The organism is Pseudomonas putida (assembly GCF_001636055.1).
GTDB lineage: Bacteria > Pseudomonadota > Gammaproteobacteria > Pseudomonadales > Pseudomonadaceae > Aquipseudomonas > Aquipseudomonas machongensis.
The window spans coordinates 5,606,581-5,632,377 of record NZ_CP011789.1 but is presented as its reverse complement, the minus strand read 5'-3'; the positions used below and the strand labels follow the sequence as shown (position 1 = coordinate 5,632,377).

At 62.7% G+C, this 25,797-nt stretch carries 24 protein-coding genes; 14 read left to right on the top strand and 10 right to left on the bottom strand.

Features of this window, described 5'->3' with window-relative positions; genetic code table 11:
* Positions 1–13: 13 nt before the first annotated feature.
* The 4 genes from AB688_RS25185 to AB688_RS25170 all read left to right on the top strand — a co-directional run bounded on the left by AB688_RS25185 (position 14) and on the right by AB688_RS25170 (position 5,398).
* Positions 14–904, top strand: coding sequence for a hypothetical protein (locus AB688_RS25185; RefSeq protein WP_054894539.1), 891 nt, complete (start codon positions 14–16; stop codon positions 902–904).
* Positions 905–924: 20 nt separating this feature from the next.
* Positions 925–1,371 carry a 50S ribosomal protein L9 gene (gene rplI, locus AB688_RS25180; RefSeq protein ID WP_003249568.1) on the top strand — a complete coding sequence of 149 codons (447 nt, stop codon included), beginning with the start codon at positions 925–927 and terminating at the stop codon, positions 1,369–1,371.
* Positions 1,372–1,483: 112 nt separating this feature from the next.
* Positions 1,484–2,881 (top strand): replicative DNA helicase, encoded by a 1,398-nt coding sequence (gene dnaB / locus AB688_RS25175; protein WP_054894540.1) that lies wholly within the window; start codon positions 1,484–1,486, stop codon positions 2,879–2,881.
* 216 nt (positions 2,882–3,097) lie between these two features.
* The gene (locus AB688_RS25170) at positions 3,098–5,398 is read left to right on the top strand and encodes a YgiQ family radical SAM protein (protein ID WP_063546380.1); all 2,301 of its coding nucleotides are present in this window, start codon (positions 3,098–3,100) and stop codon (positions 5,396–5,398) included.
* 63 nt (positions 5,399–5,461) lie between these two features.
* Here AB688_RS25170 and AB688_RS25165 read toward each other — a convergent pair whose 3' ends face one another.
* Positions 5,462–6,049 carry a TIGR00730 family Rossman fold protein gene (locus AB688_RS25165; RefSeq protein WP_054894542.1) on the bottom strand — a complete coding sequence of 196 codons (588 nt, stop codon included), beginning with the start codon at positions 6,047–6,049 and terminating at the stop codon, positions 5,462–5,464.
* Positions 6,050–6,421: 372 nt separating this feature from the next.
* On the opposite strand from AB688_RS25165, the gene azu reads away from it, so the two are divergent.
* The gene (gene azu / locus AB688_RS25160) at positions 6,422–6,868 is read left to right on the top strand and encodes an azurin (protein ID WP_054894543.1); all 447 of its coding nucleotides are present in this window, start codon (positions 6,422–6,424) and stop codon (positions 6,866–6,868) included.
* A gap of 116 nt (positions 6,869–6,984) precedes the next feature.
* On the opposite strand, the gene nadE is transcribed toward azu, so the two are convergent.
* Together nadE and pncB are read right to left on the bottom strand one after the other, a co-directional pair.
* Entirely contained in the window at positions 6,985–7,812 is an 828-nt protein-coding gene (nadE, locus tag AB688_RS25155; protein WP_063546378.1) for an ammonia-dependent NAD(+) synthetase, read from the bottom strand.
* A 3-nt stretch (positions 7,813–7,815) separates the two neighbouring features.
* A complete protein-coding gene (pncB, locus tag AB688_RS25150) occupies positions 7,816–9,021 on the bottom strand; it encodes a nicotinate phosphoribosyltransferase (protein WP_063546375.1) in 1,206 nt (401 codons plus the stop codon).
* A gap of 470 nt (positions 9,022–9,491) precedes the next feature.
* Here pncB and AB688_RS25145 point away from each other — a divergent pair, with 470 nt between their 5' ends.
* The 6 genes from AB688_RS25145 to AB688_RS25115 all read left to right on the top strand — a co-directional run bounded on the left by AB688_RS25145 (position 9,492) and on the right by AB688_RS25115 (position 15,953).
* On the top strand, positions 9,492–10,628 hold the full coding sequence (locus tag AB688_RS25145; protein ID WP_054894546.1) for a branched-chain amino acid ABC transporter substrate-binding protein: 1,137 nt from the start codon (positions 9,492–9,494) through the stop codon (positions 10,626–10,628).
* A gap of 159 nt (positions 10,629–10,787) precedes the next feature.
* Positions 10,788–11,702 (top strand): ABC transporter permease subunit, encoded by a 915-nt coding sequence (locus AB688_RS25140; protein WP_054894547.1) that lies wholly within the window; start codon positions 10,788–10,790, stop codon positions 11,700–11,702.
* A 2-nt stretch (positions 11,703–11,704) separates the two neighbouring features.
* A complete protein-coding gene (gene livM / locus AB688_RS25135; RefSeq protein ID WP_054894548.1) occupies positions 11,705–13,006 on the top strand; it encodes a high-affinity branched-chain amino acid ABC transporter permease LivM in 1,302 nt (433 codons plus the stop codon).
* Entirely contained in the window at positions 13,003–13,878 is an 876-nt protein-coding gene (locus tag AB688_RS25130; protein WP_063546373.1) for an ATP-binding cassette domain-containing protein, read from the top strand. Before livM ends, AB688_RS25130 begins: the two co-directional genes overlap by 4 nt.
* Complete coding sequence (locus AB688_RS25125; protein WP_054894550.1) at positions 13,875–14,591, top strand: ABC transporter ATP-binding protein; 717 nt, start codon at positions 13,875–13,877, stop codon at positions 14,589–14,591. Before AB688_RS25130 ends, AB688_RS25125 begins: the two co-directional genes overlap by 4 nt.
* Positions 14,592–15,185: 594 nt before the next feature.
* Positions 15,186–15,953: an SDR family oxidoreductase gene (locus AB688_RS25115; protein ID WP_054894551.1), complete on the top strand. Its 768-nt coding sequence runs from the start codon at positions 15,186–15,188 to the stop codon at positions 15,951–15,953.
* A 158-nt stretch (positions 15,954–16,111) separates the two neighbouring features.
* Here the strand turns inward: AB688_RS25115 and AB688_RS25110 are convergent, their stop codons facing one another.
* The 3 genes from AB688_RS25110 to AB688_RS25100 all read right to left on the bottom strand — a co-directional run bounded on the left by AB688_RS25110 (position 16,112) and on the right by AB688_RS25100 (position 18,517).
* A complete protein-coding gene (locus AB688_RS25110) occupies positions 16,112–17,221 on the bottom strand; it encodes an AGE family epimerase/isomerase (protein WP_063546369.1) in 1,110 nt (369 codons plus the stop codon).
* An 82-nt stretch (positions 17,222–17,303) separates the two neighbouring features.
* Complete coding sequence (locus AB688_RS25105) at positions 17,304–17,936, bottom strand: TetR family transcriptional regulator (protein WP_054894553.1); 633 nt, start codon at positions 17,934–17,936, stop codon at positions 17,304–17,306.
* A gap of 125 nt (positions 17,937–18,061) precedes the next feature.
* Positions 18,062–18,517 carry a hypothetical protein gene (locus AB688_RS25100; RefSeq protein WP_063546367.1) on the bottom strand — a complete coding sequence of 152 codons (456 nt, stop codon included), beginning with the start codon at positions 18,515–18,517 and terminating at the stop codon, positions 18,062–18,064.
* A 341-nt stretch (positions 18,518–18,858) separates the two neighbouring features.
* On the opposite strand from AB688_RS25100, the gene AB688_RS25090 reads away from it, so the two are divergent.
* A complete protein-coding gene (locus AB688_RS25090; RefSeq protein ID WP_063546363.1) occupies positions 18,859–20,922 on the top strand; it encodes an AsmA family protein in 2,064 nt (687 codons plus the stop codon).
* A 68-nt stretch (positions 20,923–20,990) separates the two neighbouring features.
* On the opposite strand, the gene AB688_RS25085 is transcribed toward AB688_RS25090, so the two are convergent.
* Positions 20,991–21,578, bottom strand: a complete 588-nt coding sequence (locus AB688_RS25085) for a TetR/AcrR family transcriptional regulator (RefSeq protein WP_063546361.1) — start codon at positions 21,576–21,578, stop codon at positions 20,991–20,993.
* A 116-nt stretch (positions 21,579–21,694) separates the two neighbouring features.
* On the opposite strand from AB688_RS25085, the gene AB688_RS25080 reads away from it, so the two are divergent.
* On the top strand, positions 21,695–22,876 hold the full coding sequence (locus AB688_RS25080; protein ID WP_063546359.1) for an epoxide hydrolase family protein: 1,182 nt from the start codon (positions 21,695–21,697) through the stop codon (positions 22,874–22,876).
* 65 nt (positions 22,877–22,941) lie between these two features.
* Here AB688_RS25080 and AB688_RS25075 read toward each other — a convergent pair whose 3' ends face one another.
* Both AB688_RS25075 and osmE read right to left on the bottom strand, forming a co-directional pair.
* Entirely contained in the window at positions 22,942–23,472 is a 531-nt protein-coding gene (locus tag AB688_RS25075) for a ferritin-like domain-containing protein (protein ID WP_063546357.1), read from the bottom strand.
* 42 nt (positions 23,473–23,514) lie between these two features.
* Positions 23,515–23,856: an osmotically-inducible lipoprotein OsmE gene (gene osmE / locus AB688_RS25070; RefSeq protein ID WP_054925771.1), complete on the bottom strand. Its 342-nt coding sequence runs from the start codon at positions 23,854–23,856 to the stop codon at positions 23,515–23,517.
* Between the two features lie 135 nt (positions 23,857–23,991).
* Here osmE and AB688_RS25065 point away from each other — a divergent pair, with 135 nt between their 5' ends.
* Complete coding sequence (locus tag AB688_RS25065) at positions 23,992–24,882, top strand: esterase/lipase family protein (RefSeq protein ID WP_063546355.1); 891 nt, start codon at positions 23,992–23,994, stop codon at positions 24,880–24,882.
* Here the strand turns inward: AB688_RS25065 and AB688_RS25060 are convergent.
* Positions 24,863–25,756: a DMT family transporter gene (locus AB688_RS25060; protein ID WP_063546353.1), complete on the bottom strand. Its 894-nt coding sequence runs from the start codon at positions 25,754–25,756 to the stop codon at positions 24,863–24,865. The two genes, AB688_RS25065 and AB688_RS25060, sit on opposite strands and share 20 nt — an antisense overlap.
* Between the last annotated feature and the right edge of the window lie 41 nt (positions 25,757–25,797).

Sequence of the window (25,797 nt, the reverse complement as noted above, 5' to 3'; positions counted from 1 at the left end):
GTAAGGGATAGGCATGCGAGCGTTGGCTGATTTCATCATGCGCGGTCGTGTGCAGGCCACTGTCGTGGTGGCTGGTTGTGCGGCATTGCCGCTGTTGTTCTGGTTGAGTGCCGCCGCCGGGAGCCTGGTGTTCCTGCGGCGTGGTTTCAAGGACGCATCCTCGGTCATCGTGTGGGGCATCTTGCCCGCGCTGGCCTGGTGGATCTTCGGTGAGCCGCGCACCTTGATGGTGCTGCTGGGGACGCTGGGGCTGGCTGCGCTGTTGCGCGCCGGGCACTCCTGGAACCGGGTGCTGTTGTCCAGCATCGCCTTGGGCCTGTTGTACGGTGTCATCCTCGGTTCAGTGTTCCGCGAACCGATCGAAGCTCTGGCGCGAGCGCTTGAAAAAGCCCTGCCGCAGATGCTCGACGGTCTCTACCAGCAGTTGTCGGTAGAGGAGCAGGCACACCTGGGGGCACTCATCGTACCGGTGCTCAACGGCCTGATTGCAGCTTTGCTGCAGGTCGTCAGCGTTCTGGCCCTGATGTTGGGCCGGTACTGGCAGGCCGCGTTGTACAACCCGGGAGGTTTCGGCCGCGAGTTTCAAGCGGTGCGGATTCCCCTGGTGCCGGCACTGGTGCTGCTGGCGTGCATGGTGTTCGGGCCGAACTTCGGTTCCGCCGTCGCCTTGCTTACGCCGCTGTGCAGTGTGCCGCTCATGTTCGCGGGCATTGCCCTGCTGCATGGGCTGGTGGCCCAGAAACGCTTGGCCAGGTTCTGGCTGGTGGGGTTGTACGTGACGCTGGTGCTGTTCATGCAGCTGACCTATCCGTTGCTCGTGGTCTTGGCCATTGTCGACAGCCTGATTGATTTTCGCGGTCGCCACTCCCCCAAGGGGAATGATTCCGCGAACGGTGAAGGTTAAAAGTTAAGAGGTTTTACCAAATGGAACTGATCCTGCTGGAAAAAGTCGCCAACCTGGGCAACCTGGGCGACAAAGTAAAAGTTAAGGCTGGTTACGGCCGTAACTTCCTGCTGCCATTCGGCAAGGCCACCGTTGCCAACGCCGCTAACCTGGCTGCATTCGAAGAGCGTCGTGCAGAGCTGGAAAAAGCCGCTGCCGACAAGAAAGCTTCGGCTGAAAGCCGCGCTGCCCAACTGGCCGAGCTGGAAGTGACCATCACTGCCACCGCTGGCGACGAAGGCAAGCTGTTCGGTTCGATCGGCACCCACGACATCGCTGATGCTCTGACCGCCTCCGGCGTTGAAGTGGCCAAGGCTGAAGTTCGTCTGCCGAACGGCACCATCCGTCAGGTTGGCGAATACGACGTAGCTGTGCACCTGCACAGCGACGTTGAAGCCACCGTACGCGTGGTCGTCGTAGCTGCCTAAGCTGCGCTGACTGACTGGCCCCTTGCGGGCCAGCCGGTTAACATCGGGCACGGTCCTGTTTTTCAGGCCGTGCCCTTTGTCTTTTTGAACCCCCCAGAATTCTTGCGTGGCCATGAACGAGATTACCAATCCCGAACAGCTCGACCTGCAAACCGCTGCCCTGAAAGTGCCGCCGCATTCCATCGAGGCCGAACAGGCTGTGCTCGGTGGCTTGATGCTGGATAACAACGCCTGGGAGCGAGTGCTGGACCAGGTGTCCGATGGCGATTTCTACCGGCATGACCACCGTCTGATTTTCCGTGCTGTGCACAAGCTGGCCGATGCCAACCAGCCGTTCGACGTGGTCACCCTGCACGAGCAGTTGGACAAGGAAGGCCTATCGACCCAGGTCGGTGGCCTGGCGTACCTGGCCGAGCTGGCCAAGAACACTCCGTCGGTGGCCAACATCAAGGCCTACGCCGCGATCATCCGCGAGCGGGCGACGCTGCGCCAATTGATCAGCATCAGTACCGACATCGCCGACAACGCCTTCAACCCGCAAGGGCGCAACGCCGAAGAGATTCTCGACGACGCCGAGCGGCAGATCTTCCAGATCGCCGAGGCGCGGCCCAAGACCGGTGGACCGGTGGGGGTCAACGAGCTGTTGACCATGGCTATCGACCGTATCGACACCTTGTTCAACTCCGACAGCGACATCACCGGTGTTTCCACCGGCTTTACCGACCTGGACGAGAAGACCAGCGGCCTGCAGCCCGCCGACCTGGTCATCGTCGCCGGCCGTCCGTCGATGGGCAAGACCACCTTCGCCATGAACCTGGTCGAGAACGCCGTGCTGCGCAGCGACAAGGCTGTGCTGGTGTTCTCCCTCGAGATGCCTGGCGAATCGCTGATCATGCGTATGCTCTCGTCGCTGGGTCGCATCGACCAGACCAAGGTCCGCTCCGGCCAGCTCGACGACGATGACTGGCCGCGCCTGACCTCGGCGGTCAATCTGCTCAATGACCGCAAGCTGTTCATCGACGACACCGCCGGTATCAGCCCCTCGGAGATGCGTGCACGTACCCGCCGCCTGGCGCGTGAGCATGGCGAGATCGCGCTGATCATGGTCGACTACCTGCAGCTGATGCAGATTCCGGGCTCGGCCGGCGACAACCGGACCAACGAGATTTCCGAGATCTCGCGCTCGCTCAAGGCCCTGGCCAAGGAGTTCAACTGCCCGGTCATCGCGCTGTCGCAGCTCAACCGCTCCCTGGAGCAGCGCCCGAACAAGCGCCCGGTCAACTCCGACCTTCGTGAATCCGGAGCGATCGAGCAGGACGCCGACGTGATCATGTTCGTCTACCGTGACGAGGTGTATCACCCCGAGACCGAGCACAAGGGCGTGGCGGAAATCATCATCGGCAAGCAGCGTAACGGTCCGATCGGTTTTGTACGCCTGGCGTTCATTGGCAAGTACACCCGCTTCGAGAACCTGGCGCCGGGCATGTACAACTTCGACGACGACGAATAACCCCCCAGAACTGAATCGGCCCCCCTGTGGTAGCGGGTTTACCCGCGAATGCGATGTTGAACCCGCCATCGCATTCGCGGGTAAACCCGCTACCACAGGGGGGCGATGTTTTTCTGGGCGATCACTATGATTCCGACCACCACCGTCGGATTTGGTCAAAATTTGTGCTATATTCCGCGCCCGCGATTTCCCTGCACACCAGAACCGGTCACTGACATGCAAGCAGCCAAACCACTCTACGACTATCCCAAGTACTGGGCCGAATGCTTCGGGCCAGCGCCTTTCCTGCCGATGAGCAGGGAGGAGATGGATCAGCTCGGCTGGGATTCCTGCGACATCATCATCGTGACCGGTGACGCCTACGTCGACCACCCATCGTTCGGCATGGCCATCATCGGCCGCCTGCTGGAAGCCCAGGGCTTTCGCGTCGGTATCATTGCCCAGCCGAACTGGCAGTCCAAAGACGACTTCATGAAGCTCGGCGAGCCGAACCTGTTCTTCGGTGTCGCGGCCGGCAACATGGATTCGATGATCAACCGTTACACCGCCGACAAGAAGGTGCGTTCCGACGACGCCTACACGCCTGGTGGCCTGGCCGGCAGCCGTCCGGACCGCGCCAGCCTGGTGTACAGCCAGCGCTGCAAGGAAGCCTACAAGCACGTGCCGATCGTGCTCGGTGGCATCGAGGCCTCGCTGCGCCGCATCGCCCACTACGACTACTGGCAGGACAAGGTCCGCCACTCGATCCTGGTCGATGCCAGCGCCGATATCCTGCTGTTCGGCAACGCCGAGCGGGCGGTGGTCGAGGTTGCCCAGCGCTTGTCCAACGGCGAGAAGATCGAGTCGATCACCGACGTGCGCGGCACCGCGTTCATCCGCCGGGACACCCCCGAGGGCTGGTACGAGATCGACTCCACCCGCATCGACCGTCCGGGCCGTGTCGACAAGATCATCAACCCCTACGTCAACACCCAGGACACCCAGGCCTGCGCCATCGAGCAGGCCAAGGGCGAGGTGGAAGACCCGAACGAAGCCAAGGTCGTACAGATTCTCGACAGCCCGCGCATGACCCGCGAGAAGTCGGTGATCCGTCTGCCATCGTTCGAGAAGGTACGCAACGACCCGGTGCTCTATGCCCACGCCAACCGCGTGCTGCACCTGGAAACCAACCCAGGCAACGCCCGCGCCCTGGTGCAGAAGCACGGTGAAGTGGACGTGTGGTTCAACCCACCACCCATTCCGATGAGCACCGAGGAAATGGACTACGTGTTCGGCATGCCCTACGCGCGCGTCCCGCACCCGGCCTATGGCAAGGAGCGCATCCCGGCCTACGAGATGATCCGCTTCTCGGTGAACATCATGCGCGGCTGCTTCGGCGGGTGTACCTTCTGCTCGATCACCGAGCACGAAGGCCGGATCATCCAGAACCGCTCCCACGAATCGATCCTGCACGAGATCGAGGAGATGCGCGACAAGGTACCGGGCTTCACCGGCGTGGTCTCCGACCTGGGCGGCCCGACCGCCAACATGTATCGCATCGCCTGCAAGAGCCACGAGATCGAGAAGCACTGCCGCAAGCCGTCATGTGTGTTCCCGGGCATCTGCGAGAACCTCAATACCGACCACAGCTCGCTGATCTCGCTGTATCGCAAGGCGCGTGCGCTGCCGGGGGTGAAAAAGATCCTCATCGCCTCGGGCCTGCGTTACGACCTGGCGGTCGAGTCGCCGGAGTACGTGAAGGAGCTGGTCACCCACCACGTCGGTGGCTACCTCAAGATCGCCCCGGAGCACACCGAGCGTGGTCCGCTGGACAAGATGATGAAGCCGGGTATCGGCAGCTACGACCGCTTCAAGCGCATGTTCGAGAAGTACTCGAAGGAAGCGGGCAAGGAGCAGTACCTGATCCCGTACTTCATCGCTGCGCATCCTGGTACCACCGACGAAGACATGATGAACCTGGCCCTCTGGCTCAAGGGCAACGGTTTCCGCGCCGACCAGGTGCAGGCGTTCTACCCTTCGCCCATGGCGTCCGCCACGGCCATGTACCACTCGGGCAAGAACCCGCTGCGCAAGGTTACCTACAAGAGTGAGGGTGTGGAGATCGTCAAGAGCGACGAGCAGCGCCGCCTGCACAAGGCGTTCCTGCGCTACCACGACCCGAAGGGCTGGCCGATGCTGCGTGAAGCGCTGACCCGCATGGGGCGCGCCGACCTGATCGGCCCGGGCAAGCACCAGTTGATCCCGCTGCACCAGCCGCAGACCGACAGCTACCAGAGCGCCCGTCGCAAGAACTCGACGCCGGCTGGCAGCCACAAGGTGGCCAAGGAGCAGAAGATCCTCACCCAGCACAACGGCCTGCCGCCGCGTGCCAGCGATGGCAGCAAGCCGTGGGACAAGCGCGAGAAGGCCAAGGCCGAGGCATTCGCCCGCAACCAGCAGGCGGCCAAGGAGCGCAAGGAAGCGGCCAAAGGCGGCAAGGGCAACAAGAAGCCGCGCCAGCCAGTGATTCCGCGCTGACCTCCAGGCCCGCAAGGAACATGGTGGGGGCGAAGCGCCGTCCCCACAGGTTCTGTAAAACGATCAATCAGGCTTGTGATCGACCCACTTCGGCGCCACCGGGGCGATGAAGCTGTCCATGCCATCGAGCAGCTCATCCGCCTGCTGACCGAGCAACAGCATCGCCCGGTGCTGCGGCCGCACGAAACCTTCCTCGACGATATGGTCGAGGAAGCCGCCAAGCTTTTCATAGAAGCCATTCACATCCAGCAGCCCCAGCGGCTTGGCGTGATAGCCCAGTTGGCCCCAGGTCCAGACCTCGAACAACTCTTCCAGCGTACCCAGCCCACCCGGTAGGGCGATGAAGGCATCGCTGAGCTCGGCCATGCGCGCCTTGCGGGCATGCATGCCGTCGACCACCTCCAGGCGCGTCAGCCCTTTGTGGCCGACTTCGGCGTCCATCAGGCTCTGCGGGATGATGCCGATGACTTCGCCACCAGCGGCCATGGCAGCATCGGCGACGATGCCCATGAGGCCGACGGCGCCACCGCCGTAGACCAGAGTCAGGCCGCGGTGGGCGATGGCCTGGCCGAGGGCGATGGCGGCCTCACGATAGGCCGGGTTGGCGCCGATGCTGGCGCCGCAGAAGACACAGACGGAACGTACGGGCATTGCTTATCTCCAGTGCAGTTCACCCGCTGCGCAGGCAGCGGGGCACACAGGGTAAGACGCAATGCAGCGTGCTCCAAGCGTCGAGTTCACTCCGGTCGGGCGAACTCGCAGACCGCAGCACCGGTTGCGCCGCACGCATAGGCAGCCAACAGGCCGCGCATGAAATTTCCGAGATTCATGGCACTTGCTCCTAAATGAGAGGTTGTCCCATCGTCTATCAAGCAGGCATGATGTGCTCTTAGATTGTTTGTATACAATCCATTGAACAATACTACTGGCTGGCTCATTGATGGCCCTTGATTCAAATCAGCAAGGGCCTGGCCGGTTTCAGGCAGTCTCGCAATTGATAAAACCCTGCCAAGGAGATTCACGATGTTTGCGAAAGCTGTAGCGGTATCCCTGCTGACCCTCGCCAGCGCTTCTGTCTTTGCCGCCGACTGCAAGGTGACTGTCGACTCTACCGACCAGATGTCGTTCAACACCAAGGAGTTCACCGTCGACAAGAGCTGCAAGACCGTCGAGATCGAACTGACTCATGGTGGCAGCCTGCCGAAGAACGTCATGGGCCATAACCTGGTGATCAGCAAGACGGCCGACATGCAGGCCATTGCCACCGAGGGCATGACCCAGGGTCTGGACAAGGACTACATCAAGGCTGACAACGCTGCGATCATCGCCCACACCAAGATGATCGGCGCTGGCGAGAAAGACACCATCAAGCTGGACACCTCCAAGCTCGAAGCCGGTGGCGACTACAGCTTCTTCTGCACCTTCCCGGGCCACATCTCGATGATGAAGGGCAAGGTTGTCGTCAAGTAATGGCTGTTGTGTAGGGCCTTAAGGCCCAACTCGCGGGCAAGCCCGCTCCCACAAGTTGTTCACTGCCCTTGAGAACAGTGAACAACTTGTGGGAGCGCGCTTGCCCGCGAAGCTTTTCAAGGGGCGAACGGCAGTTCGCGCTTGTGCTGGGTCTTGCGGTAGGTGGCGACGATAATGTCGAAGGCTTCCTGGCGCACCGACTCACCGTGCAGGAAGGCGTCGATCTCCTTGTAGGTCACCCCGTGCGATGCCTCGTCCGGCTTGCCTGGTTCCAGGTCTTCCAGATCTGCAGTCGGCACCTTCTCCACCAGCGATTCCGGCGCACCGAAGCTGCGCGCGATCGCCCGCACCTGGTTCTTCACCAGCCCGCTCAGCGGCGCCAGGTCACAGGCACCATCACCGAACTTGGTAAAGAAGCCCATCACCGCCTCGGCGGCGTGGTCGGTGCCGATCACCAGGCCTGCGCGCGCGCCAGCGATGGTGTACTGGGCGACCATGCGGGTGCGCGCCTTGACGTTGCCGACGACGAAGTCGACCAGGGTCGGCGAACCGTTCTTCAGTTCCACCACTTCGGCGGCCAGGGCCCTGACAGCCGGGGCGATATCGACGGTGTGCACTTCGTCTGCCTTGATCACCTCCAGGCAGGCCTGAGCGTCGTGCTCGTCGTGCTGTACCTGGTAGGGCAGGCGTACGGCGATGAAGGTATAGGCCTGGTCGCCGGTCTCGGCGCGCAGTTCATTGACAGCGCGTTGGGCGAGCAGGGCAGCGGTCAGCGAATCGACGCCGCCGCTGATGCCTAGCACCAGGGTCTTGAGCCGGGCGTTGGCCAGGCAGTCCTTGATGAAGGCCACGCGCCGGGCCACTTCCTTCTCGAGCGCGGCGGCGTCGGCGAAGGGCGGCTGTACCTTGAGCGCCTGGGCAATCTCTTGCTGAACGGCTTGCATGGGTTACTCCTTGCTAGGGACTTTGAATACGTGACGCAGGTAGGCGACGAAGTTCTCGTCGCGGCATTGGGTCTTGGCGGCTTCGTCGGAAATCTTCGCCACTGGCGAGCCGTTGCAGTCGGTCATTTTAAGCACGATGCTCATCGGCGCCACACCCGGAATGTCACAGGTCAGGTTGGTGCCGATGCCGAAGCTGACATTGATGCGACCGCGCAGTGCGCGGAAGATCTGCAGGGTGCGCGGCAGGTCCAGGCCATCGGAGAACACCAGGGTCTTGGTCATCGGATCGATCCCCAGCTTGCGGTAGTGCGCGATGGCCTTTTCCGCCCAGGCCACCGGCTCGCCCGAATCGTGGCGCAGGCCGTCGAAGAGCTTGGCGAAGTACAGGTCGAAGTCGCCGAGGAATGCATCCATGGTGATGCAGTCGGTCAAGGCGATGCCGAGCAGCCCGCGGTACTCGCGCACCCAGCAGTCCAGTGCGGCGATCTGGCTGTCGATCAACCGTGGGCCGAGTTGCTGGTGGGCCATGATCCATTCGTGGGCCATGGTGCCAAGTGGCTTGATATCCAGTTTCCATGCCAGGTCGACGTTACTGGTGCCGACGAAGCGTGCCGGGAAGTCATCGCGCATCACCCGCACCACTTCTTCCTGCACGCGGCTCGAGAAGCGTCGGCGGGTGCCGAAGTCGGCGACCTGCAGGGCGCGCAGCTCCTCTTCGCTGGCATTGGCGCGCAACCAGTCGAACTTGCGATGGAGCTGGTCGCGCGCAGCGTTCAGGCGCATCTGCGGATGCAGGTGGCGGTTGCGCACTTCACTGATGATCGCCAGCAGCGGCACCTCGAACAGGATTACGTGCAGCCACGGGCCGCGCAGGCGCAGGAACAGCTGGTCGTGCTCGATGCCGATGCGCAGGTAGCGCAGGTTGAAGCGGAACAGGCCGAGAAAGCGCAGGAAGTCGGGCTTGAGGAAGCTGATACGCTCGAGGAAGGTCAGTTGGCCGTCGTCGAGGGTGAGGTCGGCCAGCCGTTCGATCTGCCGGCGGATTTCGCCCAGATAGGGGCGCAGGTCTTCGCCATTGCGGCAGCGGAATTCCCATTCCACGTCGGCGTCCGGGTAGTTGTGCAGGACGCCCTGCATCATGGTGAGCTTGTAGAAGTCGGTGTCGAGCAGGTTATGCACGATGCGCTCGGCGAATGCGCTCTCGCTCATTGAATGGCTCCAGGGCGGCGATTGGTGCCTATTGTGCCAGCTTCGAGAGGGGGGCAGGGATTTGTGGTGGCCCCTTTGCGGGGAAACGCCGCCTGACTGCGAAAGGCCATCATCGATAAACCACCATTCCCCGTCACAGCGTCTAGCCTTGAAACAGTGCCTGCCTGTAGCAGTCGCGCACCAGCGGTGTGCACTTCGGTGACGTCATGCTGTTACAGGATGGTTGCACGTAAACACTTGCGAGGGTTGCAATGATGGCACCTTGCGGTTGCTCCTTTGTTTTGCGTTCAGTGGCGCCTGCCCTGTGGCAGACGGTTGCACGCTCAATAAAGAAACGACCGCCGGAGGTCTGCAGTGGCCCAGCGGAGTGTGTTTTCCCGGAAGACAAAACCGATGGCACGGCCCTTGCTCAGAGCACAGGGTTGATGAAGTTGTAGTGCCAACTAAAAAAACTCTAGGAGCACCACCTCATGTCGCAGACGTTTTACAAGAAAGGTTTCCTGGCACTGGCCGTGGCTACGGCACTGGGTGTTTCTTCGTATGTACAGGCCGACGTAAAGATCGGCGTAGCGGGCCCGATGACCGGCGCCAACGCAGCGTTTGGCGAGCAATACATGAAGGGCGCCCAGGCGGCAGCCGATGTGGTCAACAAGGCCGGCGGCATCAACGGCGAGAAGATCGTCCTGGTCAAGGGCGATGACGCCTGCGAGCCGAAGCAGGCCGTGGCCGTTGCCAACCGCCTGGTCGATCAGGACAAGGTGATCGGCGTGGTCGGACACTTCTGCTCCTCCAACACCATTCCCGCCTCCGAGGTGTACGACGAAGCGGGCGTCATCGCGATCACCCCCGGGTCGACCAACCCGCAGGTCACCGAGCGTGGCCTGTCGGCCATGTTCCGCATGTGCGGACGTGACGACCAGCAGGGCATCGTTGCCGGCGACTACATCGTCGATGTGCTCAAGGGCAAGAAGGTCGCGGTCCTGCACGACAAGGACACCTATGGCCAGGGCCTGGCCGATGCGACCAAGGCGCAGCTCGAGAAGCGCGGCGTCAAGCCTGTGCTGTACGAAGGCCTGACCCGTGGCGAGAAGGACTTCAGCGCCGTGGTCACCAAGATCCGCTCCACCGGTGCCGACGTCGTCTACTTCGGCGGCCTGCACCCGGAAGCCGGTCCGCTGGTGCGCCAACTGCGCGAGCAGGGCCTGAAGGACGTCAAGTTCATGTCCGACGACGGTATCGTCACCGACGAACTGGTGGCCACCGCAGGCGGTGCGCAATACACCGACGGCGTGTACATGACCTTTGGTGCCGACCCGCGCTTGCTGCCGGACAGCAAGGCGGTGGTCGAGGAGTTCCGCAAGGCCGGCACCGAGCCTGAGGGCTATACCCTGTATGCCTACGCCTCGATCCAGGCGCTGGCCGCCGCGTTCAACGGCGCCAAGTCGAACAAGGGCGAAGACGCCGCCAAGTGGCTCAAGGCCAATCCGGTCAAGACCGTCATGGGCGAGAAGAAGTGGGACAGCAAGGGCGACCTGACCGTCTCCGACTACGTGGTCTACCAGTGGGATGCCAACGGCAAGTACCACCAGCTGGAAAAACAAAAATAACAATGGCTTGAAGCCCGGTCGCCTTGGCGCACCGGGCCGCGGCCCCGCGGTATTTGTACTTTATCCGTAGATCTGCACAGTCCTGCGCGGCGAGGGACGCTCTGCCCTTGCCCTCGCCGTGGTCGGCGCTCGTGCAATCTCAACAGGTGAGATTGCGTTATGGATGGTATTTTCCTGCAGCAACTGATCAATGGGCTGACCCTCGGGTCTGTCTATGGTCTGATCGCCATCGGCTACACAATGGTCTATGGCATCATCGGCATGATCAACTTCGCGCACGGCGAGGTGTATATGATCTCCGCGTATCTCGCGGCGATCAGCCTGGCATTGCTGGCCTACTTCGGTATCGAATCCTTCCCGCTGCTGATGCTTGGCACGCTGTTGTTCACCATTGTCGTCACCGGTGTCTATGGCTTCACCATCGAGCGCATCGCCTACAAGCCACTGCGCAACTCCACCCGCCTGGCGCCGCTGATCAGCGCCATCGGTATCTCGCTGATCCTGCAGAACTACGCGCAACTCAGCCAGGGGGCGCGCCAGCAAGGCGTACCGACCCTGCTCGAAGGTGCCTGGCGCGTCGATATCGGCACCGGCTTCGTCCAGCTCACCTACACCAAGATCTTCATCCTGGTGGCCGCCTTCGTCGGCATGGGCCTGCTCACCTATGTCATCAAGTACACCAAGCTCGGGCGCATGTGCCGCGCCACCCAGCAGGACCGCAAGATGGCGTCGATCCTCGGGATCAACACCGACCGGGTGATCTCCTATGTGTTCGTCATCGGTGCGGTGATGGCAGCGCTGGCGGGTGTGCTGATCACCATGAACTACGGCACCTTCGACTTCTATGCGGGCTTCATCATCGGCATCAAGGCGTTCACTGCCGCGGTACTCGGGGGCATCGGCTCGCTACCGGGCGCCATGCTCGGCGGGATCATCCTGGGCATTTCCGAGTCGCTGTTCTCTGGGCTGGTCAACTCCGACTACAAGGACGTATTCAGCTTCTCGCTGTTGGTGATAATCCTCATCTTCCGTCCACAAGGCCTGCTCGGTCGCCCGCTCGTGGCTAAGGTGTGATCATGTCCGTTGCCAATACTGCCTCCACTTCCCCAAGCAAGGGTTTCGACATCAAGCGCAGCCTGATCGAGACCCTCGTCGCCGGCCTGCTGGCGCTCATCGTTTTCGGACCTGTCGTCGGCGTGGTGCTCGACGGCTACAGCTTCAATGCAGAACCCCGGCGCGTGGCCTGGCTGGTCGGCGGGGTGATGATCGGTCGCTTCGTGCTCAGCCTGTTCCTGCAGACAACCACCGGCCAACGCCTGCTGCAAGGTTTCGACAGCGGCGGCTCAGGCGTGCACGTGCTGGCACCCGACTACAAGTCGCGCCTGCGCTACATCATCCCGGCGCTGATCGTCATCGCCATCGTCTTCCCGATCTTTGCCAACAAGTACTTGCTGACCGTGGTCATCCTCGGGCTGATCTATGTGCTGCTGGGCCTGGGCCTGAACATCGTGGTCGGCCTGGCCGGGTTGCTCGACCTGGGTTACGTGGCGTTCTACGCCATTGGCGCCTATGGCCTGGCGCTGGGCTACCAGTACCTGGGGCTGGGCTTCTGGAGCGTGCTACCGCTGGCGGCCATCGCTGCGGCACTGGCCGGATGCATACTGGGCTTCCCGGTGTTGCGCATGCATGGCGACTACTTGGCGATCGTGACCCTGGGCTTCGGTGAGATCATCCGCCTGGTGCTGAACAACTGGCTGTCGTTCACTGGTGGCCCGAACGGCATGCCGGCGCCGTCGCCGACCTTCTTCGGGCTGGAGTTCGGCCGTCGGGCGAAGGATGGTGGGGTGCCGTTCCACGAGTTCTTCGGTATCGAATACAACGCCAACTACAAGTTCCTGTTCATCTACATCGTGCTGTTCCTGGTGGTATTGGCGGTGCTCTACATCAAGCACCGGCTGACGCGCATGCCGGTCGGCCGCGCTTGGGAGGCGCTGCGCGAAGACGAGATCGCCTGCCGTTCGATGGGCCTGAACCACGTGCTGGTCAAGCTTTCGGCCTTCACCCTTGGCGCGTCTACTGCCGGTCTTGCCGGTGTGTTCTTCGCCACTTACCAAGGCTTCGTCAACCCGTCCTCGTTCACCTTCTTCGAATCGGCGTTGATCCTGGCCATCGTCGTGCTGGGCGGGATGGGCTCGACCGTGGGCGTGGTGATCGCCGCCTTCGTGCTGACCGTGGCGCCGGAGCTGCTACGCAGCTTCTCCGAGTACCGCGTGCTGCTGTTCGGTGTGCTGATGGTGCTGATGATGATCTGGCGACCGCGAGGGCTGATTCGCATCAGCCGCACTGGCGTGGTCCCACGTAAAGGAGTGGCGCCATGAGCGACGAAATCATTCTCTCGGTCGACAACCTGATGATGCAGTTCGGCGGCATCAAGGCGCTCAGCGACGTCAGCCTGAAGGTCAAGCGCAACCAGATCTTCGCCCTGATCGGCCCCAACGGCGCCGGCAAGACCACGGTGTTCAACTGCCTGACCGGCTTCTACAAGGCCAGCGGTGGGCGTATCGAGCTGAACGTGCGTGGCAGCCACACCAACGTCATCCAACTGCTGGGCGAACGCTTCGAGGCGACGGATTTCGTTTCGCCGGCCCGCTTCGCCAATCGTCTGTACTACAAGATGTTCGGCGGTACCCATCTGGTGAACCGCGCGGGCCTTGCGCGCACCTTCCAGAACATTCGTCTGTTCAAGGAAATGTCGGTGGTGGAAAACCTGCTGGTGGCCCAGCACATGTGGGTCAACCGCAACCTGTTGGCCGGGGTGCTCAACACCAAGGGGTATCGCCAGGCCGAAAGCGACGCGCTGGACCACGCGTTCTACTGGTTGGAGGTGGTCGATCTGGTCGATTGCGCCAACCGCCTGGCTGGCGAGTTGTCGTACGGTCAGCAGCGTCGGCTGGAGATCGCCCGGGCCATGTGCACGCGGCCGAAGATCATCTGCCTGGACGAGCCGGCCGCCGGTCTCAACCCGCAGGAGACCGAGGCGCTGAGCCGCATGATCCGTGTGCTGCGCGACGAACACGACATCACCGTGGTGCTGATCGAGCACGACATGGGCATGGTCATGAGCATTTCCGATCACATCGTCGTGCTCGACCACGGCAATGTGATCGCCGAAGGCGCCCCGCAGGACATCCGCAACAACCCGACGGTGATCGCCGCCTACCTGGGTGCCGACGAAGAGGAACTGATATGAGTGCACCCATTCTCGAGCTCAAGGACCTGGATGTGTTCTATGGGCCGATCCAGGCGCTGAAGAAGGTCTCGATGCACATCGAGGAGGGCGAGACGGTCAGCCTGATCGGTGCCAACGGTGCGGGCAAGTCCACGCTGCTGATGTCGATCTTCGGCCAACCGCGGGCAGCTTCCGGGCAGATCCTCTACCGTGGCACTGACATTACCCGCAAGTCGTCGCACTACATCGCCTCCAACGGCATCGCCCAGTCACCGGAAGGGCGGCGGGTGTTCCCCGACATGACCGTCGAGGAGAACCTGATGATGGGCACCATCCCCATCGGCGACAAGCATGCCGACGAAGACATGCAGCGCATGTACGAGCTGTTCCCGCGACTCAAGGAGCGACGCAACCAGCGGGCCATGACCATGTCTGGCGGCGAGCAGCAGATGCTGGCCATCGCCCGCGCCTTGATGAGCCGGCCCAAGCTGCTGTTGCTGGACGAGCCGTCGCTGGGGTTGGCGCCGATCGTGGTCAAGCAGATCTTCTCGACCCTGCGCGAGCTGGCCAAGACCGGCATGACCATTTTCCTGGTCGAGCAGAACGCCAACCATGCGCTGAAACTGTCGGACCGGGCCTATGTGATGGTCAACGGGCAGATCCGCATGACCGGGACCGGGCAGGAGTTGCTGGTCAACGAAGAGGTGCGTAGCGCATATCTGGGTGGGCATTAAGGTGTGGCAGGGGCTGCTTTGCGGCCCCGGTCGCCAATGTGGACAACTTGTCGCACATCCCGCTTGAACCACCGTAGATTCCCAGCATAACCCCTTGTTTCCACAGGCACGATGTTTTCCACGATTAATGTGGAACCGCCTGTGGAAAACATGGTGGCATGTCGCTGAAACCCACGTATCCAAAGGCCTGCATGGCGTTGGTCAATATTTGATCAGTCACGCTTTGTGCACTATTGCGTCGCGCTTTTGCCCATGAATCGCGGCTCGAAATCGCTGTTGCCTTTCTGTGGATAAGTCTGTGCGCAACCCTTGGACAGACTGCTGGACACGGCATGGTTGAAAGCGTTGCGCCATCACCTGAGCGTTCTGAATGAGTTTATCCAGGTCAAAGGGTTCCCTTTGACCGACGAGTTGCCCCCAATCCATGGGGAAAGCCTTGTGGATAAGATGCGTATAGCCTGCACCAGCCCTTGTGCTGCAAGGCTTTCGAGGCGTTGCCTGTTTTTTGACCAGTACCGAAAACGGCTTGCTGCCAGCGTGCGCCGAGGGCATGCTGCAAGGCCTGCGACGACCCCTACAGCGAAGGAGAACAGCATGACGTCCACCGTATTCATCACAGGTGCCACTTCCGGTTTCGGTGAAGCCACTGCCCGTCGTTTCGCCGACGCTGGCTGGAAGCTGGTGCTTACTGGTCGCCGCAAGGAGCGCCTGGATGCCCTGTGCGCCGAGCTGTCGGCCAAGACCGAGGTGCTCGGCCTGGTGGTCGATGTGCGCGACCGCAAGGCGATGGAGGCGGCCATTGCCAGCCTGCCGCCGGCCTTCGACAAGCTGCAGGGCCTGGTCAACAACGCAGGGCTTGCCCTGGGGGCAGACCCGGCACCGCAGTGCGACCTGGACGACTGGGAAACCATGGTCGACACCAACATCAAGGGCCTGATGTACACCACCCGCCTGCTGTTGCCGCGCCTGATCGCCCATGGCCGTGGCGCAAGCATCCTCAATGTGGGTTCGGTGGCGGGTAACTATCCCTATCCGGGCAGCCATGTGTATGGCGGCACCAAGGCCTTTGTCGGGCAGTTCTCCCTGAGCCTGCGCTGCGACCTGCGCGGCACCGGCGTACGGGTGACCAACATCGAGCCGGGCCTGTGCGAAAGCGAGTTCTCGCTGGTGCGCTTCGGTGGCGACCAGTCGCGCTACGACGCTACTTACGCGGGCGCCGAGCCGATCCAGCCGCAGGACATCGCTGACACTATCTTCTGGGTGCTCAACCAGCCGGCGCACATCAACATCAACAACCTTGAGCTGATGCCGGTAAGTCAGGACTGGGCTGGGTTCTCGATCGACCGTTCGGCCAAGGGCTGAGAACGGTTCCACGCCAGCCCTTGTAGGAGCGGGCTTGCCCGCGAAAGAGACACCGCGCTGCCTGGCACGGGCTACGCCCGTGTTCGCGGGACCAGCCCGCTCCCACAGGGATTGGGCTGGTCTTTAGATTTTGAGCAGGACAGTTGCTCCTACATCAATCAGAGCAGGCGTTGCAGGCCTTCGAGGCAGGTGGCCAGGTGGTAGGGCGTGGTGGACGGCATGTCGTGTCGGCTGACTGCGCCCTGGCCGTCGCGGCATTCGTGCCAGCCGCCGGCATGCAGGAAGTTGTCTTCGAGGGCTTTGAGCTGGGTCATCAGCTTCGCCTCGTTGCCTGGCTTCAATGCCAGCGCCCGCAGATATTCGGCCTGGGCCCAGATCCGCTGGGTCGCATCGATCACCTTGCCTTCGACATCCAGCGAAGCGAGCACCGCCGCGTCCTTCACGCCGCAGCGCTCGGCGTACTCGAATGCCCGGCTGATCGATGCATGCAGCGGTGTGCCGCGCAGCAGTGGCGAGGTGTCGAGCAGGTAGAACCATTCGAACTGATGCCCAGGCTCGAACCAGTTATCCACAGCACCGCGGGGTTTCTCCAGCATCACGCCGTGGGCCGGATCGATGAACTGCGCCTGCAGGGCTGTGCATAACTGCACCAGGGCCGCTTGCGCGGCATCGTCCTCGCGTACGGCCAGGGTCTGCAGGAAGGCTTCGGCCAGGTGCATCTGCGGGTTCTGCAGCGGGCCGCTGCCAAGATCGGACCAGTCTTCGCCGAGTACGGCTTCGTACAGGCCATCATCCCGGGCGAACTGTTCCTCGATGATTTCCAGGGCGGCGTTCAGCGCCGACTCGACCAGCCCTTCGCGGACCTTGCCCCAGTAGTGGGCGCAGGCGAAGACGATGAAGGCGTGGGTGTAGAGGTCCTTGCGTCGGTCCAGTGGCTTGCCGTCGGCATCGATGCTGTAGAACCAGCCGCCGTGCTCGGCATCGTGAAAATGCCGTTGCAGCGAGCGGAACAGGGCGGCGGCGCGCTCGGCGGCACCGGGTTGCTCGATGCGGCTGCTGAACAGGTACAGCTGGCGTGCGCAGGCCATGGCGCGGTAGCGCTGCACCGGCAGGGGGTGGTGTTCGGCGTCGAGGGCTTCGAAGGGCAGGGCCATGTCGGCGTTCCAACCGGGACCTTGCCACAAGGGCACGATGCGCTTGGCGAAATGTTCGCGCACAGAAGCCAGGCAGGTACTCAGCTCGGACGGGGTAGGGCGGGGGTTGGACATGAAGGCGCTCGTCGCAATCGGGCAGGGCGCCATGGTAGCAGAACTGGGGGAGGGGTTGATTGTGCCGGCCGCTTCGCAGGCTTCAGCCCGGATTCCCCAACCCCTGCCAATGCCGCGCCCCGACGAAAATGAAGCGCAGTTGCTGGGTGATCTTGTCCTGCGCGGTCAGCGCCTGCGGGCAAGCCGGATCAGGGCTGTCGATCAGCTCTGGCAGGGTGGCGAACACGGTCTTGACCACCAGGTCGGCCATCACCCCGAGGGCGGCGCTGTCCAGATGCTGCCAGCGGGTCATGCGTGCAAGGTCGGTAGCCAGGTCAGAGCTGATATCCCGGCGCAGTCGGGCGATGGCCTGGCGCACGGGCTGCGAGCCGCCGTACTGTTCACGGGCGAGGAACAGGAACTGGGCGCGGTGAGCCGCTACCACATCGAGGAAGATACGTACCGAGGCGTCGGTGATGCCACCGAGTTCGAATTCGTTGTGGCGCACCAGGCGAATGGTCTGGCGGAAGGTGGCATCGACCTCGGCGACCAGCGCCAGGCCCAGGGCATCCATATCGGGGAAATGCCGGTAGAAACCGGTGGGGACGATACCGGCCGCCTTGGCCACTTCGCGCAGACTGATGCTGCCGAAGCCCCGGCCACTCTCCATGAGCTGGCAGGCGGCGTCGAGCAAGGCCTGGCGGGTCTGTTGCTTCTGTTCGGCACGCGGCAGCATGGGGCTCTGGATTCTGTGACTGTACGGCTTGGCACTCTAGATAAAAAAACGAAGCCCGGTCAATGGACCGGGCTTTGGAGGGGAGCAAGCGCTGTATGTCGAGTTGTCGTTATCAGCCATGGGCATCAGCTCACGCGGCGGATTTCGACCAGACGATCAGAGCCACCTTCGGCTACGCGGTTGTTGCGTTCGATCAGGCGATCCGAGCCACCTTCGGCAACGCGGTTGCTACGTTCGATCAGACGATCAGAGCCACCTTCGGCTACGCGGTTGTTGCGTTCGATCAGACGGTCCGAGCCACCTTCGGCAACGCGGTTGTTACGTTCGATCAGACGGTCCGAGCCACCTTCGGCAACGCGGTTGTTGCGTTCGATCAGGCGATCCGAGCCACCTTCGGCAACGCGGTTGTTGCGTTCGATCAGACGATCCGAGCCACCTTCGGCAACTGTCTTCAGGGGCTGGGAAATCACTGCCGAGCTGGAACGGGCTTCGGCACTCAGGTGTTGGTCGGCAGCCGGCAAGGCGAAGGCGTTGGCGGCCAGGATGGAAAGACTCAGACTCAGCAGCAGTTGGCGTTTCATGATTCGGTGCTCCTCGTGGGACGCTGGAAAGTGGGTACGGGGGCAATGCTACGCTTGGTAACTCAAGAAAAAAGTTCATATGGCTAATGGTAACAATCGACGCAAATGATGGTTGGTCGGGAAGGCTCTGGATCAGTGATTTCGGGGTGGTTGGTGGCTACGTGCTACCGCGTTTTACCGGTAACATCCAGGTCGATTCCACCCACAAAGCTGAGAAATGGGTCAGAAAAAACTTCGCTATCATTGCCGTCGTCGATAAAACCCCTCGGGCTTTCATCAGTCCGAAGTAATGAATGCCTTTGCCGCACCGCTTCAAGTCTTGCAGTCAGGAGAGCCCCGCAATGACGCGCCCCGCCAGAATCTTCACCTGGATCCTCGCCAGCCTCGCGGCCTTGCTGGTGATACTGGTGGTGGTGATTGCCACCTTCGACTGGAACCGTATCAAGCCGCTGCTCAACGAGAAGGTCTCCGAAGCGCTGCACCGCCCGTTCGCCATCAATGGCAACCTCGCCGTGCACTGGCAACGCGAGCCCGATGAGGGCGGCTGGCGCGCCTGGGTGCCTTGGCCGCGCTTCGTGGCCGAAGACCTGACCCTGGGCAATCCCGACTGGCTCAAGGAGCCGCAGATGGTCGGCCTGGAACGTGTCGAGTTTCGCCTGTCGCCGCTGCCGCTGTTGTTCCAGCAGATCTCGATCCCCCGAATCGACCTTACTCATCCCACCGCCAGCCTCACGCGCCTGGCTGACGGCCGCGCTAACTGGACTTTCGATTTCGGGCCCAAGGACGAGAACGCCGAACCTTCCAGGTGGGTGCTCGATATCGGGGCGATCGGATTCGACCAGGGTAATGTGCGCTTCGACGACCAGACCCTGAAAACCGACATGAAGGTGCAGATCGACCCGCTGGGCAAGCCGATCCCGTTCAGCGAGATCGTCGGCAAGGCCAGCGCGGAAAAAGCCGGTGGCGCGCAGGATTACGCGTTCGGGCTCAAGGCCGAAGGCCGCTACAAGGGCCAGCCAGTGTCCGCGACCGGCAAGATCGGCGGCTTGCTGGCGCTGCAGGACGCCAGGCAGCCATTCCCGCTGCAGGTCGATGCGCGCGTAGGCGACACCCGCGCAGCCGTCGCCGGCACCCTGACCGACCCACGCAATCTCGGCGCTCTGGACCTGCGCTTGAAGCTTTCCGGCAGCAGCCTGGGCAACCTCTACCCGCTGACCGGTGTGACCCTGCCCGATACCCCTGCGTATTCCACCGACGGCCACCTCAGCGCCAACCTGCATGATCCGCAGGGCGCGCGTTTCCGCTACGAAGGCTTCAACGGCAAGATCGGTGACAGCGACATCCATGGCGACCTGGCCTTCGTCGCCAGCCAGCCACGCCCCAAGCTCTCCGGCAACCTGGTCTCCAATCAGTTGCTGTTCAAGGACCTGGCGCCACTGATCGGCGCCGATTCCAATGCCGAGCAAAAAGCCCGTGGTGGCGCCAGCAAGCAGCCGACCGGCAAGGTGCTGCCGGTAGAGGAGTTCCGCACCGACCGCTGGCGGGCGATGGATGCCGACGTGACGTTCGCTGGCAAGCGCATCGTGCATAGCGAGCAGTTGCCGTTCAAGGATCTGTCTGCCCATGTGGTGCTCGAGGACGGTCTGCTGCGTATGGTCCCGCTGCGCTTTGGCGTGGCCGGCGGCAACCTCGATGCCAATATTCGCCTCGATGGCCGCTCGGTGCCGATGCAGGGCCGGGCCCGCCTGACTGCCCGCGGCTTCAAGCTCAAGGAGCTGTTCCCGACCTTTGCCCCGATGCAGACCAGCTTCGGCGAGCTGAACGGCGACGCCGACCTGAGCGGTCGCGGCAACTCTGTGGCGGCGTTGCTGGGCACCTCCAACGGCGACCTGCGCCTGCTGATCAATGATGGTGCGATCAGCCGCAGCCTGATGGAGATCGCCGGGCTCAACGTCGGCAACTACGTGGTCGACAAGCTGTTTGGCGACGAGGATGTGAAGATCAACTGCGCGGCGGCCGACGTCGGTGTCAAGGATGGCCTGGCGACCACGCGGCTGTTCGTGTTCGACACCGAGAACGCGATCATCTACATCGATGGCACGGCGAATTTCGCCAGCGAGCAACTGGACCTGAAGGTCACTCCGGAATCCAAGGGGCTGCGCCTGTTCTCGCTGCGCTCACCGCTGTATGTGCGTGGGCCGTTCGCCAAGCCCAGTGCTGGCGTGCAAGCGGTGCCGCTGGCCTTGCGTGGCGCAGGGATGGTAGCGCTGGGTGTGGCGATCGGGCCGGCCGCCGGGTTGCTGGCGCTGATCGCTCCGAGTGGTGATGTGCCCAACCAGTGCACGCCGCTGCTGGAGCGGATGAAGGCCGGCAAGGCGCCTGCGGCGGTGAAGCCGAAGAAGTAGAGGGCGCGGCACGGCGGTTCGGCGCCCCGACTGGTCCCGCGGTAGGGCCGGCCCAGCCAAATAATCGGCTACAGCCCGAGCGCCGTCAGGAAGGCATCGATCTGCCGCTCGAACGCCGGCCGCTCATACTCCACCAACGCCATGCGCCACAGCCCTTTGAGGTAGGTGGCGATGATCGCTGCATTCAATTGCGGGTCCAGGCTCGCCGGCAACTCCCCACGCTCGCGGTCCTCGGCCAGGCGCAAGGCGAACATGGCTTTCAAGTCCGCCAGCGCCTGCTCGGCGCGTAACCTCAGCTCGTCGTCGACCAACACTTCCTCGGTCTCCATCGCCGCGAGCAGGCACAGGCGCGAGGGCGTTTGTGGGTTGTCGAGGCTGTCGAGCACATCGGCGAAGAACGCACGGATGCCCAGGGCCGCAGTCGGTGCGGCCAACAGAGCCTGTTCGCGCTTGCCGACCACCTCTTCGTTGTAGCGCTCGACGCAGGCCAGGTAGAGCTGCTTCTTGCTCTTGAGGGTGTTGTAGAACGAGCCCTCGCCGATGCCCATGACCTTGAGCAGATCGCGCAGGCCGGTGGCGGCGTAGCCGTTTTTCCAGAACAAGTCCGTGGCGCTGGCCAGGGCTTGCTGATAGTCGAATGAGATTTTTCGTGTCATGGGCGGCACTCTATCGCATTTGTAGCAGTCGTTAAAGTTTTTCGTTGACAGTGTTCGGAGGCGCGGCTTAGGGTTTGTAGTGACCGCTACAGGTTCGTTTTCATCCGGAGTTGAACATGTCCACGCTTTCCACCCTCGAGCCATTCAAGGTCGATATCCCGCAGGCTGCAATCGACGACCTGCACCAGCGCCTGCGCGCCATCCGCTGGCCCGATCCGGAACTGGTCGCCGACTGGTCCCAGGGCGTGCCCCTGGAGGCTGCCAAGGGCTTGATCGACCATTGGCTCAACCGCTACGACTGGCGCCAGTTCGAGGCTCGCATCAACCGCTTCGAGCAGTTCCACACACAGATCGACGGCGTCGCTGTTCACTTCATCCATGCGCGCTCGCCGCATCCCCAGGCGATGCCGATACTGCTCACCCATGGCTGGCCGGGTTCGGTGGTGGAGTTTCTCGACGTCATCGAGCGCCTTACCGACCCGACCCGCTTCGGCGGCCGTGCCGAAGACGCCTTCCACGTCGTGGTGCCGTCGATTCCCGGCTATGGCTTCTCGGAAAAGCCCACCGAGCAGGGCTGGAATCCACAGCGGATTGCCCGTGCCTGGGCCGTGCTGATGACCGAGAGGCTCGGGTACCCGCGCTGGGTCGCCCAAGGCGGTGATTGGGGTTCGGCGATCACCCACGCACTGGCCAGTCAGCAGCCGGCGGGCTTGCTCGCCGCCCATGTGAACCTGTTGCTGGTGGTGCCCGAGCACGCACCGAAGCATCCCACCGAGGCCGAGCTGCGGGCGCTGAGTGACGTGGATCATTACCTGGACCAGATGTCCGGCTATGCCGACCAGATGAACACCCGGCCGCAGACCATCGGCTATGCACTGAACGACTCGCCGCTGGCGCTGGCCATGTGGATGTACGAGAAATTCTGGGAGTGGACCGATAACAAGGGGCGCCCGGAAGATGCCCTGAGCCGCGACCAGATGCTCGATGACATCTCGCTGTACTGGTTCACCGGCACCGGTACGTCCAGCGCCCGCTTGTACTGGGAGGGTGTGGGCAGCACCATTCGCGACCGCAGTTTCTTCTCGGCGGTGCGTGCGTCTTCAGAGCGCATCCAGTTGCCGATGGGGGCCACGGTGTTTCCCGCCGAGACCTTCCAGCCGCCGCGCAAGTGGGCCGAGCAAGCCTACGCTGAACTGTTCTACTGGAATGAAGCCGAGCACGGCGGGCACTTCGCGGCGTTCGAGCAGCCGCAGATCTTTGCCCGGGAGATGTGGCGGGCCTTTGCGCGGTTCCGCTGAGAGGGGTGAGCGGGCTTGTCGCGGTGCCGGGCACCGCGACGGCCTCTTCGCGGGCAAGCCCGCTCCTACAGCCCTTGCAGCAGGTCCGACATATCGTCTGCGTGCTCTTCCTCCTGGGCCAGGATGTCTTCGAAGATGCGACGGGTGGTCGGGTCCTTGTCACCGATGTACTGGATGATCTCGCGGTAGCTGTCGATGGCGATACGCTCGGCAACCAGGTCTTCGAGCACCATCTCCTTGAGATTGCTGCCGGCCACGTACTGCGCGTGGGAGTTCTTGCTCAGGTTGTCCGGGTTGAAGTCCGGCTCGCCGCCCAGCTGGACGATACGCTCGGCCAGCTTGTCGGCGTGTTCGGACTCCTGGTTCGCGTGCTCAAGGAACTCCTCGGCAGCGACGCTGGCCTTGATACCACTGGCCATGAAGTAGTGGCGCTTGTAGCGCAGGGTGCAGACCAGCTCGGTGGCCAGCGACTCGTTGAGCAGGCGGATGATGGTCTCGCGGTCGGCGTTGTAGCCTTCGGTGACGGCGCCTTGCTCTACATGCTGGCGTGCGCGTTGGCGCAAAGTGTTGATATCGGTCAGTTTAACGTTGCTCATGATTCTCTCCATACAGATCAGGGGGTAAGTGGGCGGGAGGGCTTACTGGCCGGGTAAGGCCTTGCGGTCCTCTTCTCGCTGTTTGCAGGTCTTGAATCCCTTGGCGTCGACATGCCCGCTGGCGTCGAAGCGCACGTAGTAGGGCTGTTGCTTGCCATCCTTGTAGAGGATGTAGTCGTTGCAGATCCCGCCGTTGGGCAGGTCGCTCATGTTCGATGGGCTGCCGCCGATGGCGATGACCTTTTGCGTGGTCATGCCGTGCTCGACCTGCTTGACCAGCGGCTCGTCGCGGTAGGTGACGTAGTCCGCCGGGTTTTCCGGACGGCTGCCGCAGGCCGCGAGGGTCGTGCTTGCGACAAGAATGGCCAGGATCGCTTTGTTCATGGTTCCGCTCCTTGCAGAAAGGTCCGTTGCGGGTGGCTGTCAAGGTTGGAACCGCACGGCGCGTCAAGAGTTCGATTCATCAGGCGAAGCGGCGACTACCCTGAGAAGGGCAGGGTTCAGGGAGAGGAACGGCAGATGACAAACGAACTGGCCACACGCTACCCACTGGTGCTGGTACCGGGCATGCTCGGCTTCGTGCGCTTGCTGCTCTACCCCTACTGGTTTGGCATCGTGCCGGCGTTGCGCCGGGGTGGGGCACAGGTGTTCGCGGTGCAGGTCTCGCCGCTGCATTCCAGTGAGGTGCGTGGCGAGCAGTTACTGGTGATCATCGAAGACATCTGCCAGCGCACCGGGGCAGACAAGGTCAACCTCATCGGCCACAGCCAGGGCGCTTTGAGCGCGCGTTATGCCGCAGCGCGCAGGCCTGGGCGAGTGGCGTCGGTCACTTCTGTTGCCGGTCCCAACCACGGCTCGGAACTGGCTGATCATCTTGAACGCAGCGCCCCCGGCGATTCGCCACCGGGGCGCCTGCTCAAGGCTGCACTGCATGGCCTGGCGCTGCTGCTGGTGTGGCTGGAAACCGGCTGGCGTCGTGATCCGTTGCCGATCGATGTGCACGCCTCGCACCAGTCGCTGACCTGTTCGGGCGTGGCGCTGTTCAACCAGGCTTATCCACAGGGCTTGCCGCAGCACTGGGGCGGCGAGGGCGCTGCCGAGGTCGACGGCGTGCGCTACTACTCCTGGTCCGGCATCCTGCAGCCTGGGCGAACCGACAAGGGTTGGAATCGCTTCGATGGCAGCAACCGCTTCTGCCGACTGTTCGCCCGCAGTTTCATTCGGGAAAAAGGCCAATGCGATGGCATGGTCGGGCGTTACAGCTCGCACCTGGGCCAGGTGATCGGCGATGATTACCCGCTCGATCACCTGGACATCGTCAACCAGCAGTTCGGTGCCGTGGGCAAGGGCGCCGACCCGGTGCGCCTGTTCACCGAGCACGCTGCCCGGCTCAAGGCTGCCGGGCTGTAAGCGCGCGGCGCACGGGAGTGGTCCAGCGTTCGGCGAGGATGACCCCGGCCAGGGTCAGCAGGCCGCCATACAAGTGATAGCTGGCCAACTGTTCGTTCAGGACGCCAGCAGCGATCACGGCAGTCACCACCGGCAACAGGTTGAAGAACAGGGTCGTGCGGGCCGGCCCGAGCCTGTGCACGGCCTGCATCCAGAACTGCGGCGCGATCATCGACGCCAGCACACAGGCATACAGCACCAGGCCGATGTTGTTCGCGGTCAGCCCGGTCTTCTCCGACAGCAGGTACATCGGCAGCAGTACCAGGATCGCCATCCAGATCTGCAGATACAGCAGTTGCATCTGTGGCAGGCGCAATTGCCATTTCTTCAACAGCACGCTGTACAGGGCATACGCGAAGGTGGCGACCAGCATCAGCAGGTCACCGCCATTGAGCCCTTGGTGCAGCAGCGCGCCGGGATTGCCGGCGGACACCACCTCCAGCACGCCGAAGAACGACACCAGGGCGCCGAGGGAGGCGCCGTAGGTCAGGCGCTGGCCGAGCCAGGCGATCGACAGGGCCAGCGACATCAGTGGCATCAGCGAAAGGATGATGCCCATGTTGGTGGCGCTGGTGATGCCGGCGGCGAAGTACGCCATGCTCTGGTACATGACCATGCCCAGTACCCCCAGGACGAACAGCTTGCCCAAGAGCGGGCGGATCGCTGTGCGATTGCGCCACACCTGCGGCAGCAGGAACGGGGTGAACAGCAGGCCTGCGAGCAGCCAGCGGTAGAAGCCGATCTCGGCGGGAAAGATCGCCCCGGCGGACATCTTGGTGACGACGGTGTTGCCGGCCCAGATAAGAATCGCCAGGACGGGGAAGCTGTAGTTCATGAGGCTTTGACTCGTGGGAATTGCTGTTTCGGTGTGACGCT

What these genes read in the sequence shown, in the direction of transcription:
- AB688_RS25185 (WP_054894539.1), top strand. Translation starts at nt 14, where the DNA reads ATGCGAGCGTTGGCTGATTTCATCATGCGCGGTCGTGTGCAGGCCACT.
- rplI (WP_003249568.1), top strand. Translation starts at nt 925, where the DNA reads ATGGAACTGATCCTGCTGGAAAAAGTCGCCAACCTGGGCAACCTGGGC.
- dnaB (WP_054894540.1), top strand. Translation starts at nt 1,484, where the DNA reads ATGAACGAGATTACCAATCCCGAACAGCTCGACCTGCAAACCGCTGCC.
- AB688_RS25170 (WP_063546380.1), top strand. Translation starts at nt 3,098, where the DNA reads ATGCAAGCAGCCAAACCACTCTACGACTATCCCAAGTACTGGGCCGAA.
- AB688_RS25165 (WP_054894542.1), bottom strand. Translation starts at nt 6,049, where the DNA reads ATGCCCGTACGTTCCGTCTGTGTCTTCTGCGGCGCCAGCATCGGCGCC.
- azu (WP_054894543.1), top strand. Translation starts at nt 6,422, where the DNA reads ATGTTTGCGAAAGCTGTAGCGGTATCCCTGCTGACCCTCGCCAGCGCT.
- nadE (WP_063546378.1), bottom strand. Translation starts at nt 7,812, where the DNA reads ATGCAAGCCGTTCAGCAAGAGATTGCCCAGGCGCTCAAGGTACAGCCG.
- pncB (WP_063546375.1), bottom strand. Translation starts at nt 9,021, where the DNA reads ATGAGCGAGAGCGCATTCGCCGAGCGCATCGTGCATAACCTGCTCGAC.
- AB688_RS25145 (WP_054894546.1), top strand. Translation starts at nt 9,492, where the DNA reads ATGTCGCAGACGTTTTACAAGAAAGGTTTCCTGGCACTGGCCGTGGCT.
- AB688_RS25140 (WP_054894547.1), top strand. Translation starts at nt 10,788, where the DNA reads ATGGATGGTATTTTCCTGCAGCAACTGATCAATGGGCTGACCCTCGGG.
- livM (WP_054894548.1), top strand. Translation starts at nt 11,705, where the DNA reads ATGTCCGTTGCCAATACTGCCTCCACTTCCCCAAGCAAGGGTTTCGAC.
- AB688_RS25130 (WP_063546373.1), top strand. Translation starts at nt 13,003, where the DNA reads ATGAGCGACGAAATCATTCTCTCGGTCGACAACCTGATGATGCAGTTC.
- AB688_RS25125 (WP_054894550.1), top strand. Translation starts at nt 13,875, where the DNA reads ATGAGTGCACCCATTCTCGAGCTCAAGGACCTGGATGTGTTCTATGGG.
- AB688_RS25115 (WP_054894551.1), top strand. Translation starts at nt 15,186, where the DNA reads ATGACGTCCACCGTATTCATCACAGGTGCCACTTCCGGTTTCGGTGAA.
- AB688_RS25110 (WP_063546369.1), bottom strand. Translation starts at nt 17,221, where the DNA reads ATGTCCAACCCCCGCCCTACCCCGTCCGAGCTGAGTACCTGCCTGGCT.
- AB688_RS25105 (WP_054894553.1), bottom strand. Translation starts at nt 17,936, where the DNA reads ATGCTGCCGCGTGCCGAACAGAAGCAACAGACCCGCCAGGCCTTGCTC.
- AB688_RS25100 (WP_063546367.1), bottom strand. Translation starts at nt 18,517, where the DNA reads ATGAAACGCCAACTGCTGCTGAGTCTGAGTCTTTCCATCCTGGCCGCC.
- AB688_RS25090 (WP_063546363.1), top strand. Translation starts at nt 18,859, where the DNA reads ATGACGCGCCCCGCCAGAATCTTCACCTGGATCCTCGCCAGCCTCGCG.
- AB688_RS25085 (WP_063546361.1), bottom strand. Translation starts at nt 21,578, where the DNA reads ATGACACGAAAAATCTCATTCGACTATCAGCAAGCCCTGGCCAGCGCC.
- AB688_RS25080 (WP_063546359.1), top strand. Translation starts at nt 21,695, where the DNA reads ATGTCCACGCTTTCCACCCTCGAGCCATTCAAGGTCGATATCCCGCAG.
- AB688_RS25075 (WP_063546357.1), bottom strand. Translation starts at nt 23,472, where the DNA reads ATGAGCAACGTTAAACTGACCGATATCAACACTTTGCGCCAACGCGCA.
- osmE (WP_054925771.1), bottom strand. Translation starts at nt 23,856, where the DNA reads ATGAACAAAGCGATCCTGGCCATTCTTGTCGCAAGCACGACCCTCGCG.
- AB688_RS25065 (WP_063546355.1), top strand. Translation starts at nt 23,992, where the DNA reads ATGACAAACGAACTGGCCACACGCTACCCACTGGTGCTGGTACCGGGC.
- AB688_RS25060 (WP_063546353.1), bottom strand. Translation starts at nt 25,756, where the DNA reads ATGAACTACAGCTTCCCCGTCCTGGCGATTCTTATCTGGGCCGGCAAC.